Raw genomic sequence first — 11,449 nt, forward strand, 5'->3', positions numbered from 1 at the left:
ACTAATTTCTCGCGCCGGATTGGCATCACAGGCCCAATGCCGAAAGCATGATAAAGGTCAAGAACAGTATGAAATGGGTCATGCCCTCGATGGCGTTGGTTTCGCCGTCATTGAGATTGATGGCAGCCGCAATCAGCGTGATCGTCACCATCACGGTCTGGGCAGGGCTCATCGCCATGATGAAGGGCTGGCCGGTGTAAAGGGCGATGGCCTCCATGACCGGTACGGTGAGGATGACAGTGGAGAGCGAGGCGCCCATGGCGATGTTAACCGTAGCCTGCATTCGGTTGTGAAGGGCAGCCTTGAGTGCCGTGATGATTTCCGGGGCGGCGGAAATGGCGGCAACGACAATCGCCATGATAGCGGGGGGCGCACCTGTGCCCTTAAGTCCGCCGGTCAGGAGCGCCGACATGAATTCGGCCAGGGCACCGATCAGCGCGACACCAAACAGGATCACGATGACCGAGATGACAATGGGTTCAGCTTGCGCCGGCTCGCTCTCCGGCTTGGGTGCATTGGTGCGCCGGGGATAGGCATAGCTGAAAAAATAGCTGTGCTGTCCCACCTGCATACGCAGAAAAACCCCGTAAAGCGCCAGCATGGCGGCAATGGTGAAGGCGGAATAGATGTGCCATTGCTGATCGGGAACGAATTCCGGAACGATCATCGATATGCCCATGGCTGTGAGGATCATCACTCCATAGGTCTTGCCGCTGTCGTCATTATAGGGCTGTTCTCCGTGGCGCAGGCCGCCGATCAGGGCGGCCAGACCTAAAATGCCGTTGATGTCCAGCATGACGGCGGCATAGATCGTATCGCGGGCAAGGGTGGGGGATGGCTCGTTCTCGATCATGATCGCCAGGATCAGCACTTCAACGGCGACTGCCGAAAGCGTCAGGATCATTGTGCCATAGGGATCGCCGACCTTATGCGCCAGCACCTCGGCGTGATGGGCAACCCGCATTGACGCCAGCAAAATCCCGCCAATCAGAATGGCAGCTCCCGCCAGTGCCGCAAGCCTTCCACCCTCAAGCAGGTCGTGTTCCGCGAAATAGGATGCGATTGCCAGAAGAAGCGGAAGGATGAGAGACTTTTCCCGGATCAGGTGAGACACCTAAACGTCCTTTCGATGGGTTTGATGCGTGGTGACGGGTTTGATGCAGTCTACCGTCACAACAGCGCGAAGCAATTTGCAGTTCCGTGCAATCGGTGCGATAGTCAAGGCCGAGGAGGATTTTATCAGAGGAGAGTAACGCATGACCAAGGTGACCTACGAAATCGTGCCCCATGATGAAGGCTGGGCCTACCGGCTGAATGGCGCCTATTCCGAGCGGTTTGACAGTCATGACGAGGCGCTGGAAGCGGCCCGCATCGTCATGCGCGAAATGGCGCTTCCCGAACAGGAAGCGGTGCGGATCATCTATCAGGATGAACGGGGAAAGTGGCTGGCGGAATCGGTTGATGGCAATGATCGTCCCGAAGTTGAAATCCTCGACCATTTTCAAGGACGTCAGGTGATGTAACGATCTATCCGGATCTCATGTTGTCGTTGACGGCTATGCGTTGCCTGAGAGAAAGGCTTTTCGCTGCAATGCTTTATAGGCGTCGAGACCTTTGACCAATGCATCAAAGGTAACCCGGCAGCGTTGGCTGGCCTTCAGATTTTCGTGCATGACCACGTGGGCGGCCAGAGTAAGGTCGAGCTTGCCGGGTAAAACCTCTTCCATCTGGTCGTCGGGATAGGCCACGCCGCACTGGCAGATGCCGATTCCCAGACCTGCGCGGATGGCGGCCAGCTGTGCCGCATTGCTGTCGGTGCGGAAGGAAAAGCGCAAATCCGCCAGATCGGGCCGTATTTGCAGAATGTCCCTTATATACGCGAACTGACGGTCAAAGCCGATCAGTCGGTGTTTTGCAAGATCGGCCAGGGTTTCCGGTTTTCCATGGCGGTTGAGATAGGCATGATGGGCAAAGAAGCCCAGTGCAAAGGGGCCAACAGAGCGGCTGACGAGGGCATTCTGGCTGGGTGCCACCATGCGCACGGCAATATCGGCCTGATGATGCAACAGATCTTCTACTGCATCCGAGAGTGAAAGTTCCAGTTGCAGCTCTGGATATGCATCCTGAAGGCCCGTCAGGATGGGCGGCAGAACTTCGATGGCAATGATCTCACTGGCACTGATCCGCACGGTTCCGCCGACAGTTTGGGCTGATCCGGTGGCCATACGCAGCAGTGATCGGCTGGCAGCCTCCATCGCCTCGGCCATCGGTCGCATGGCCAGTGCCGTTTCCGTGGGGATGAGACCCTGGGCGCTGCGAATGAAGAGATGGTTTCCAGCCATGACTTCCAGCGTTTCGATATGGCGACCAAGGGTGGGTTGCGTCAGCCCGAGACGGCGTGCGGCAGCCGACAGCGAGCCGGTCTGCAACACGGCCAGAAAGCTGCGATAATGGTCCCAGTTTGCGTCTATTTCCATAAAAAAATGTATAGCAGCTATAAGAAAATATACAATTTTTAATCTCGACCGTTGCCGTCATTGTTCTCTCCAGCGAAACCAAGGTGAGACGGCTCATGACGAAGGGAACAGGGAAATGCGCCAGAAGCGTTCTGGTGCTTGGAGCCACCGGCGGTATTGGCGGTGCGCTGGCAAGACGTTTCAAGGCTGGTGGCTATGAGGTCGTAGCCCTCCATCGGCGCGCGGAAGAGATGATGACGCGCTTGCCAGACTATCGCTGGGTTCACGGCGATGCCATGGACCGACATGCGGTGATTGCCGCGGCACAGGGTGTGTCAGCCATTGTTCACGGTGTCAATCCGCCCGGCTACCAGCGCTGGGGTGAGTTGGTCCTGCCGATGATCGATCATACGATTGCCGCTGCCAGAGCTGTGGGCGCAACCATTCTGATGCCGGGAACCCTATACAATTACGGGCCGGATGCCTTTCCTTTGCTGAAGGAAACCAGCCCGCAAAACCCGTGTAGCATCAAGGGCGCCATCCGGGTGGAATTGGAACAGCGCCTTGAGCAGGCGGCTAAGGAGGGTGTGCGGGTTATTCTGGTACGGGCGGGGGATTTTTTTGGGCCGGGGGCAGGCAATAACTGGTTCGCGCAAGGGTTGATCAAACCGGGCAAGCCTGTGCGGGCCGTTACCTTGCCGGGCAGGCCGGGGCTCGGACATAGTTGGGCCTATCTGCCGGATGTGGCAGAAACATGTGTCCGGCTGCTGGAAAAGGGTGAAGCTTTGCCACCTTTTGCCCGCTTCCATATGCGCGGTGTCTATGACGCCGATGGTTTGACCATGGCGCGGGCCATTGCCGAGGCTGCGGGTCAGAACAGGCTGAAGATACGGCGTTTTGCCTGGTGGCTGGTAACCGCGCTCGCACCCTTTGTCACCCTTTTCAGAGAAGTGAAGGAAATGCGTTATCTGTGGCAGGAGGATATCAGGCTCGACAACAGCCTGCTGGTCACAACGCTTGGGCAAGAGCCGAACACGCCCTTGCCGCAGGCAGTGCTGGCGACGCTGACAAGCCTCAAATGTTTATGAGGCAGACGACGCGACCTTTCGGCCGCGTCTTCGTTGTATGGCAAATCAGTCCAGCGTCGGATAATCGGTATAGCCCTTTTCGCCGCCACCATAGAAGGTGGACTGGTCACCGGCATTGAGAGGCGCATTTTCCTTCAGGCGGCGGACCAGATCGGGATTGGCGATGAAAGCCTTGCCAAAGGCGACGACGTCAGCCTTTCCGCTTTCCACGGCGTCCATGGCCATATCCCGGCTATAACCGTTGTTGACGATCCAGCCGCCCTTGCCGCCTGCATGACGATAGGCGGCCTTGAAAGCCTCCCAGTCGAAGGGCTTGTCGCCCATTGTCTGGTCGCGGGGGCCGCCGGTTGCGCCTTCGACCACGTGGATGAAGGCAAGGTCGTAAGCCGCCAGCTTTTCGACCAGCAAGGTATAGCTTTCCTGCGGATTGGTGTCGCTGTTGTTGTTGGCTGGCGTGACCGGCGACAGCCTGATGCCGGTGCGTCCGCCGCCGATTTCCTTCGTGATGGCATCAACCACTTCCAAAGTCAGGCGGATGCGGTTTTCGGCAGACCCACCATATTGGTCGGTGCGGGTGTTGCTGCCGGTGCTCATGAATTGCTGCAACAGATAGCCGTTGGCGGCGTGGATTTCCACGCCATCGAAGCCTGCCTCGATGGCAGCGCGGGCCGCCTTGCGATAATCCTCAATCAGGCCCGGAATTTCCGCAAGCTCAAGGGCGCGCGGCTCGGAGGTTTCAACGAAGGCGCCGCTGCCATCGGCATTAATCACATAGGTCTTGGACTTGGCGGCAATGCCGGATGGCGATACCGGCTGGCCGCCATTTGGCTGCAACGAGGTATGGGAGATGGCGCCGACATGCCAGAGCTGGGTCACAATCCTGCCGCCCTTGTCATGCACGGCCTTTGTCACCTTTTTCCAGGATTCGATCGATTCGGGCTTGTAGAGCCCCGGCACATCGGCATAGCCCTGCGCCTGGTGGGAAATCGCCGTGCCTTCGGAGATCAACAGGCCGGCAGTGGCGCGCTGGGCATAATAGGTGGCGGCCATTGCCTGAGGTATGGCGTTTGGTGAACGGTTGCGCGTCAACGGCGCCATGGCGATACGGTTGGCAAGCTCGATGTCGCCGAGCCGGATCGGATCGAAAAGCGTGGCCATAACTGGTCCTTTCTGATGGATGGAAGGTGATTTAGAGACTGATGGAGAGGGTCGCGAGGAAGGCGGCGATGGCCGCTTCGTTTCGCTTGTAGAAAATCCACTGCCCAACCTTGGAGGAGGTGAGAAGCCCGGCACGCTGCAACACGGCCAGATGGGCGGAAACGGTGGATTGCGACAGGCCGCAGCGCTCGAACTGACCGGCGCATATGCCCCAGTCCAGTGGATGGGCCTGATCAGAAAAATGTTTTTCCGGCTCTTTCAGCCAGCGCAGCATCTCAACTCGCAGCGGATGCGACAGGGCTTTCAACGCTTCCTCAAGATTCACGGATGTGCAGTCTTCGGAAGTCGGCAGAGATGGTTCTATATCGGTCATGACCGATATATGGATCGGTCATTTTCGATATTCAAGGGTAGAGCGACAAAGTTTCAGGGTGGATGCCTGCTCTCTTATTCACTATCGGGCGCTTTTATATGTGCAGTCGGCAGCGATATGGAGATCCATAATAGTATGTTTCACTAACAATAAAATAGAGCACCGATCAGAGTGGAACTGACCAGTGCTCCACCTATAGACAATCCGTATGTGTCAGGCGCTGGCTGCCAGTTTTGGCTGCTTGAAACGGGTTTCATAGGTTGCGCCATGCTGCTCGATATAGCCATCGAGGAAGGCGCGGCCTTTTTCCGTCATCAGGAAGGCGAGCAGGCAATAGCGATCGCCGGAGGTCACGGGGCTGACCTCATGCATCAGGGTCCCGGCATAGACGACGGCGTCGCCCGCAGCTGGTTTGAACTTTTCGCCGGGAAATTCCGGCAATTCCAGTTCGCCGCCGGAAAAATCCTCATTCAGATTGATGGTCACGGCAAATTCGCGACTGCGGTTGCGGGTGTCGAAATCGCGATGCTTGCGGAATTTTCCGCCTTCGGCAGCGGCGTAACGGGCCAGGGCAAAGCGTTCGACATCGACGATCTTGGCGTGATAAAAACGTTCGAGATGGACAAAAATCCGCCGCTCATAGCGGTCCCACATGGCGGCGTAGGCGGCCGTATTCTTCTCGATCAGCACATCCTTGCGGCTCTTGCGGTTATGATCCATCATCATGAAGGATTTGCCGTCGGCTTCCTTGAGCATATAGCCGGATTCGCGCGGGTTGCTGCTGTTCCAGTGATCGATAAAGGCCCGGCATTCCTGTTTTGTCAGCACGTTTTTCAGGATCATCACCGGTGCGCGGTTGACCGAGGGCAGGTAAAGCTGAGGATCGGCGGCGGCTGCACCGGACAGCGCCCCGATAAACTGGTCCTCATCACGGAAGGTGATGACATGGCGGACGATCAGGCGCTCGTCGCTGATGACGGCTATGATGCGGGCGGTCTGTCCGTCAAGAGCGCCACAGGCCCGGCTGAAGGCCCGGCTTGTGTCCACGGCGATCTGCATGGCCGGGCTCCAGCGTTTGGCCACGTCGAGTTCCATTTCGCGCATTTCCAGGATCACTGGCATAATGGCAAAGTTTTCCGCCGCGGGCGAGGCCGCGAGCCCCTGTTTGAGCTGGCCGATCCTTTCCAGAAGGCGGGTGCAGCGGGGATCGTCCAGTTTCGGCAGAAAGACGAAGCAGGTGCGCAGGCCACCGAACTGTTCGACATTGGCATCGCCAAATCCGGTGACGGTGATATCGATCCAGGGGAGGGGGTCAGCAGGGGCAATTGGGGCATTATGGACAATCGGGCAGGCGGTCATGGCGGCACCCTTTAAGTGTTCCGGACAATGGTGGCGTTTTGGCATAATTTGATCGGGATGATGCGGGGATCGAAAAACTACGCCTGAAAACAGTGGCTTAGAGCGCCAGCTTGAGTCTCGAAAATCAAATTGCGCTCTAATGCTGCTACCGTCGCCAAGATGGCTTGCCTGAAGCTTGCAATGCTTGCGTGGCAAGGCTTTGCGCTGTCTCGTTTTGCGCCTGTGTCAGGCCGGTGATGAAGGGCGCAAAAAAAAAGCACCCACGCGGATGCTTTAATGGGAAGGTTGGAAACCTCCAGAGGGGAACAGTTGATAAAAACCGCGACCGGAAGTAGCATTTTTTATCAACTAAATCATAAGATAGGTGAGTCCTGCGCGTTTTCAAGAGTGTGTGTCTCAGGATGCCACTTTTGTTGCGGACATGATGAATGGCTGTTGCAAGGTGAGCCAGAATTGTCTCAATATGGCAGCGCTCTGCCGGTCATGGATTTTGCAGGCAAAAAAAAGGGGCCACCGGATTGCTCCAGGGCCCTTAAGTGTGAAGGTTATTTAACCTCCAGAGGGGAACAGCTGATGCGGTGGAACTGGGAGGAAAGCCACCGTGTGCATCAACTGAGTGCGATATGGTGGTTTTTTGTGCAGTGAACAATGGTTTTTTGTGCATGGGAGGCATGCAATGTGCGCAAGTCTCTGTTTTGTGACAGAAATTTTGATTTTGCAATGCGGCGGCTTTGTTTCGTAACCCCTTGATTTCTGTGGAATAAACACAGAAGGCCTGTCGCTTTTCTGTGATTTCAAAAGTTCCAGTTGCGCGCTTTTGTGACAATGAAGTCGCGGAAAACTTTCAGCTTTGCCGCATTTTTCATCTCGTCCGGATAGCAGAAATAGGTGTCGAATGAGGGAACATCGGCATTGATCGGCAACTGAATCAGTCCCGGATCGCGCCCGACGATATAATCCGGCATGCAGGCGATGCCGATCCCCAGCAGGCAGGCCCGCTTGATCGAGGTCTGGCTGTTGATCTGCAGATGCGGAATACGGCGGTTATCGGAGGAGCGGCCTGCCACTTCCAGCCAGTTCACATCAAGCAGATAGTTCGGTGCAGGTTCGCCGAAGGTGATGATCCGGTGATTGTCGAGATCTTCCAGCGTCTGCGGCTCACCATAGCGGTTGATATAGGAGGGAGCTGCATAGACATGCATATGCACGGTGAAGAGCTTGCGCTGGATGAGATCCGACTGTTGCGGCTGGCGCAGTCTGATGGCGCAGTCGGCATGGCGCATGTTCACATCCAGCTCTTCATTGTCGAGAATGAGCTGGATCGACATGTCGGGATAAAGCTGAAGAAATTCCTGCACCTTGTCTGTCAGCCAGCCCTGGCCGAGACCGACGGTGGTGGTGACACGCAGCTTGCCGCTCGGCTTTTCCGTGGTCTCGGTGAGCTGCATTTTCACCGTTTCCAGTTTCAGCAGCACATCATGGGCAGTGCGATAGAGCAGTTCGCCCTGTTCGGTCAGGATCAGGCCGCGGGCGTGGCGGTGAAACAGTTTCACCCCCACATCCTGTTCCAGCGCACTGACCTGACGGCTGATGGCCGATTGCGACAGATGCAGCTTGTCGGCGGCATGGGTGAAAGAGCCCGCTTCGGCGGCTGCGTGAAAGATCCGCAGCTTGTCCCAGTCGAGCGGCATGCCGGCGGCGCTGCGCATCATATCGTTACTCCGCTGCTTGCGCCGGCGCGATTTGCGCCGCCAGATACCGTTCCGCCTCAAGCGCTGCCATGCAGCCCATGCCGGCTGCCGTGATCGCCTGACGATAGACATCGTCGGTCACGTCGCCCGCGGCAAAGACGCCGGGCACATCGGTGGCGGTGCTGTCGGGCGCGGTCCACAGATAGCCGTTCGGCTTCAGTTTCAGCTTGCCCTTGAACAGTTCGACTGCCGGGGCATGGCCGATGGCGACAAAGACGCCGTCGATCGGCATCTCGGTGATCTCGCCGGTTCCCAGATGTTTCAGCTTCACGCCGGAAACGGAAGGCGGCATGGGCGGTTTGGCCGGTGTTCCGGTCACTTCATCGACCACCGTGTTCCACAGTACCCTGACGTTCTCCTTGGCGAAGAGACGTTCCTGCAGGATTTTTTCCGAGCGGAAACTGTCGCGGCGATGCACCACGGTGACGCTTTTGGCGATATGCGACAGGTAAAGCGCTTCCTCCACGGCGGAATTGCCGCCGCCGACGACGATGACATCGCGGTTGCGATAGAAGAAACCGTCGCAGGTGGCGCAGGCCGACACACCAAAACCCTGAAAATGCTGTTCGCTTTCAATACCCAGCCATTTGGCCTTGGCGCCGGTGGCGATGATCAGGCTGTCGGCGGTCCATTCCGTGCCGGAATCGGTTCTGACATGGAAGGGGCGGCGCGACAGGTCGACCTCGGTGACGAGATCGTTGACGATTTCCGCGCCGACATGGGTGGCCTGTTTCAGCATTTCACCCATCAGCCATGGTCCCTGGATGGGATCGGCAAAACCGGGATAGTTTTCGACATCGGTGGTGATCATCAGCTGGCCACCCTGTTCCATGCCGGCAATCAGCACGGGTTTCAGCATGGCGCGCGCGGCATAGATGGCAGCGGTGTAGCCGGCAGGACCGGAGCCGATGATCAGCACGCTGGTGTGACGGTGAGACATGAATTTTCCTTTCGCGGCTGGTTCTGCCTCCATATGGGCGATCCGGCCAGTCAATGCATCCTGTCATTTATGAAGCTTATATGCATGAATGCAAGATCAGCCTTGCAAAAACAACGGGACAACGGCCATCCACCGCAATTTTCAGGAAGAGCGGCTACATATTCTTGCGCAAGACCGTGGCGGGCGTCATAACCGGATCAGAGCCAAGAAAAAAGGGTACCGCAGGGTGTTGCGCGCCGAACTGGATGCCATCGATTTCAAGATCCTGAAAGAATTGCAGCGCGACGGGCGGATGACCAATGTGGAACTGTCCGAGCGTGTCGGCATTTCCGCGCCGCCCTGCCTGAGGCGGGTGCGCAAACTGGAAGAAGGCGGCATCATTCTCGGCTATCACGCCGCGCTGAACGGGCCGAAGCTCGGTTTCGATCTCGTCGCCTTCTGCATGGTCGGTTTGAAGCATCAGGCAGAGGCCGATCTCAAAGCCTTTGCGGCTGCGACCGAAGACTGGCCGTTGGTGCGTCAGGCCTGGATGGTCAATGGCGAAAGCGATTTCCTGCTGCATTGCGTGGCGGAAAATCTCACCCGGTTTCAGGATTTCGTCATTGAGACGCTGGCCGCCAATGAACGGGTCGATACGGTGCGCACCCTGTTGACGATCCGTCAGGTCAAGCGGCTGACACCGCTGGAATTATAACGGCACAAGGATGGCGATGTCCGATTTTCAGACCTATCTGGGCGACCTTGCCCTTCGCCCTCTCGAAGACGGTGCAGCAGCCTCAGGGCTTCATTGCCTGGCCCATCAGCGCCAGCCGGGGGGCGTGGATCTTGTGGCCAGGGCCAGTCTGAGACAGATGATCGATCATGGTGAGCGACCGCGCGACCTGGCAAAGGCACCGCTGTTCATTTCCTATTATACCCCCGATACGCCTTATGAGGGGCTTGCGGCAGCACTCAGAGCCTCGCTCGACCGTCTTGGGCTCGAGCACCGGATCGAGCCGGTCACCTCTCTCGGCAGCTGGGTGGCCAATACCGGATTGAAATCCGCCTTCATCGAGCGTGTCTGGCAGGACAGCGACCGGCCGGTCTGCTGGCTGGATGCGGATGCCGAATTGCGCCGCCATCCCTGGTTTCTCTATGACAATCCGGCGGATTTCGCCATTGTCCGCCGGCACGGATGGTATGATATTTCCAGCCTCGTTTATCTCGGCAGATCGGCGGTGACGGGCCGGATCATCAGCCGATGGGCCGACTTATGCCGCCTCTATCCCGAGACATGGGATCAGCCGCTTCTGACCGCCGCCTGGTTTGAGGTCGCCAGAGACGAAGCGCTCACCTCTCACTTTCTGCCAGCGACGATTTTCCGCATTCCGCGACCCTTTCTGCGCGATCTGCGTGATCAACTGTTCTATTATCCGCGCAAAGCCAAAATGCGGCCCTTCGTCGATCAGAAACAGGCCTCGCGGGCGCATAAAAGCTTCATGGACCGCTCGGCGCCGCGCAAGAACGAGCGTGGTAGCGACGATGTGTCAGCGCCCTTCCGTCAGGCGCTCTCCCGTTTCGATTTTTCCCGGGACTTTGCTGTAGAAGCGATGTTCGATCGATGAAAAGACGGGATTAAGCGTCGAAGCGATAGCCGAAACGGTCAATTTCTGCTGCAAAATGTTCTGCCACGAAATCGATGCTGCGGCTGTCATAATAATCCCGGTAGGCGCCGCGTTTCGAAGCATTCTTGCGGCTGAGGGCGGGCAGACCGAACCACTCGGCCAGACGGGGTTTCAGGCCCAGCTGTTTGCGCAGCCGAATGAAATCGTCATTGATGGTCTCGACCCTGCCGATAAAATCGCAGCCCTCGAGCCAGAACATCTGCGAGCGCCTTTGCATCGGTTGCAGGCTTTCGCACTGCCAGTGTTCGTCCTGCTTCATGAAAAAGCCGTCATCGAGCAGCCAGGCCTTGAAGCCGATGTCGCGGATATGCTGCTGGTATAGCGGGGATTCATAACTCTGCAGCGGCTTCTGGCACATGAAGGAATAGAGCGAGACCAGCCTGTCCCAGGGATTGCGGACAAAGCCGAAGGTGAAGGGCGAGGCAATATTGAAATCGCTCAGGCGATGATAGGGCAGATGGGTCGGAACCGCATCACTTTCGCCACCCAGACGTTTGGTGATGGCCCGTCCAGCGGTTTTCGGCACATGAATGAAGATATAATCATCGGTTATGACGGTCATGGGGCCCTGTCACATGGTTGTTCACACAGAAACTGTGCTGTCCTGCCTGCGTTTGACGGCGTCCCCACGCGCCCAAACGAATGATTATCTGTAATATA

At 57.4% G+C, this 11,449-nt stretch carries 12 protein-coding genes; 4 read left to right on the forward strand and 8 right to left on the reverse strand.

From position 1 onward, the window contains the following. Positions 1 to 25: 25 nt before the first annotated feature. Positions 26 to 1,114 (reverse strand): calcium:cation antiporter, encoded by a 1,089-nt coding sequence (locus NAC44_RS02765; RefSeq protein WP_250937524.1) that lies wholly within the window; start codon positions 1,112 to 1,114, stop codon positions 26 to 28. A gap of 142 nt (positions 1,115 to 1,256) precedes the next feature. Between NAC44_RS02765 and NAC44_RS02770 the strand changes: the two genes are divergently transcribed. Continuing rightward, entirely contained in the window at positions 1,257 to 1,523 is a 267-nt protein-coding gene (locus tag NAC44_RS02770; protein WP_250937526.1) for a DUF2188 domain-containing protein, read from the forward strand. Positions 1,524 to 1,556: 33 nt separating this feature from the next. Here NAC44_RS02770 and NAC44_RS02775 read toward each other — a convergent pair whose 3' ends face one another. Next, entirely contained in the window at positions 1,557 to 2,477 is a 921-nt protein-coding gene (locus NAC44_RS02775; protein ID WP_250937528.1) for a LysR family transcriptional regulator, read from the reverse strand. 95 nt (positions 2,478 to 2,572) lie between these two features. Here NAC44_RS02775 and NAC44_RS02780 point away from each other — a divergent pair, with 95 nt between their 5' ends. Next, positions 2,573 to 3,544 (forward strand): NAD-dependent epimerase/dehydratase family protein, encoded by a 972-nt coding sequence (locus tag NAC44_RS02780; RefSeq protein WP_250937530.1) that lies wholly within the window; start codon positions 2,573 to 2,575, stop codon positions 3,542 to 3,544. A gap of 45 nt (positions 3,545 to 3,589) precedes the next feature. On the opposite strand, the gene NAC44_RS02785 is transcribed toward NAC44_RS02780, so the two are convergent. The 5 genes from NAC44_RS02785 to trxB all read right to left on the reverse strand — a co-directional run bounded on the left by NAC44_RS02785 (position 3,590) and on the right by trxB (position 9,125). Beyond that, on the reverse strand, positions 3,590 to 4,702 hold the full coding sequence (locus NAC44_RS02785) for an alkene reductase (protein WP_250937537.1): 1,113 nt from the start codon (positions 4,700 to 4,702) through the stop codon (positions 3,590 to 3,592). Between the two features lie 31 nt (positions 4,703 to 4,733). After that, positions 4,734 to 5,075: an ArsR/SmtB family transcription factor gene (locus tag NAC44_RS02790; protein ID WP_250937539.1), complete on the reverse strand. Its 342-nt coding sequence runs from the start codon at positions 5,073 to 5,075 to the stop codon at positions 4,734 to 4,736. A gap of 213 nt (positions 5,076 to 5,288) precedes the next feature. Then, the gene (locus NAC44_RS02795; protein WP_250937540.1) at positions 5,289 to 6,434 is read right to left on the reverse strand and encodes a 2OG-Fe(II) oxygenase family protein; all 1,146 of its coding nucleotides are present in this window, start codon (positions 6,432 to 6,434) and stop codon (positions 5,289 to 5,291) included. Between the two features lie 794 nt (positions 6,435 to 7,228). After that, positions 7,229 to 8,125, reverse strand: coding sequence for a LysR family transcriptional regulator VtlR (locus NAC44_RS02800; protein WP_250937635.1), 897 nt, complete (start codon positions 8,123 to 8,125; stop codon positions 7,229 to 7,231). Between the two features lie 25 nt (positions 8,126 to 8,150). Then, on the reverse strand, positions 8,151 to 9,125 hold the full coding sequence (gene trxB, locus NAC44_RS02805; RefSeq protein ID WP_250937542.1) for a thioredoxin-disulfide reductase: 975 nt from the start codon (positions 9,123 to 9,125) through the stop codon (positions 8,151 to 8,153). A gap of 226 nt (positions 9,126 to 9,351) precedes the next feature. Here trxB and NAC44_RS02810 point away from each other — a divergent pair, with 226 nt between their 5' ends. After that, positions 9,352 to 9,819 (forward strand): Lrp/AsnC family transcriptional regulator, encoded by a 468-nt coding sequence (locus NAC44_RS02810; protein ID WP_250937639.1) that lies wholly within the window; start codon positions 9,352 to 9,354, stop codon positions 9,817 to 9,819. Positions 9,820 to 9,835: 16 nt separating this feature from the next. Next, on the forward strand, positions 9,836 to 10,729 hold the full coding sequence (locus NAC44_RS02815; protein WP_250937543.1) for a hypothetical protein: 894 nt from the start codon (positions 9,836 to 9,838) through the stop codon (positions 10,727 to 10,729). 10 nt (positions 10,730 to 10,739) lie between these two features. Here NAC44_RS02815 and NAC44_RS02820 read toward each other — a convergent pair whose 3' ends face one another. Beyond that, complete coding sequence (locus NAC44_RS02820) at positions 10,740 to 11,351, reverse strand: sulfotransferase family 2 domain-containing protein (protein WP_250937545.1); 612 nt, start codon at positions 11,349 to 11,351, stop codon at positions 10,740 to 10,742. Positions 11,352 to 11,449: the final 98 nt, after the last annotated feature.

The sequence above is a fragment of the Allorhizobium sonneratiae genome (assembly GCF_023700755.1).
GTDB classification, from domain to species: Bacteria; Pseudomonadota; Alphaproteobacteria; order Rhizobiales; family Rhizobiaceae; genus Allorhizobium; species Allorhizobium sonneratiae.

Coding starts and splice junctions, on each gene's coding strand:
- NAC44_RS02785 (WP_250937537.1), bottom strand. CDS start 4,702: ATGGCCACGCTTTTCGATCCGATCCGGCTCGGCGACATCGAGCTTGCC.
- NAC44_RS02775 (WP_250937528.1), bottom strand. CDS start 2,477: ATGGAAATAGACGCAAACTGGGACCATTATCGCAGCTTTCTGGCCGTG.
- trxB (WP_250937542.1), bottom strand. CDS start 9,125: ATGTCTCACCGTCACACCAGCGTGCTGATCATCGGCTCCGGTCCTGCC.
- NAC44_RS02790 (WP_250937539.1), bottom strand. CDS start 5,075: ATGACCGATATAGAACCATCTCTGCCGACTTCCGAAGACTGCACATCC.
- NAC44_RS02815 (WP_250937543.1), top strand. CDS start 9,836: ATGTCCGATTTTCAGACCTATCTGGGCGACCTTGCCCTTCGCCCTCTC.
- NAC44_RS02770 (WP_250937526.1), top strand. CDS start 1,257: ATGACCAAGGTGACCTACGAAATCGTGCCCCATGATGAAGGCTGGGCC.
- NAC44_RS02780 (WP_250937530.1), top strand. CDS start 2,573: ATGACGAAGGGAACAGGGAAATGCGCCAGAAGCGTTCTGGTGCTTGGA.
- NAC44_RS02820 (WP_250937545.1), bottom strand. CDS start 11,351: ATGACCGTCATAACCGATGATTATATCTTCATTCATGTGCCGAAAACC.
- NAC44_RS02795 (WP_250937540.1), bottom strand. CDS start 6,434: ATGACCGCCTGCCCGATTGTCCATAATGCCCCAATTGCCCCTGCTGAC.
- NAC44_RS02800 (WP_250937635.1), bottom strand. CDS start 8,125: ATGCCGCTCGACTGGGACAAGCTGCGGATCTTTCACGCAGCCGCCGAA.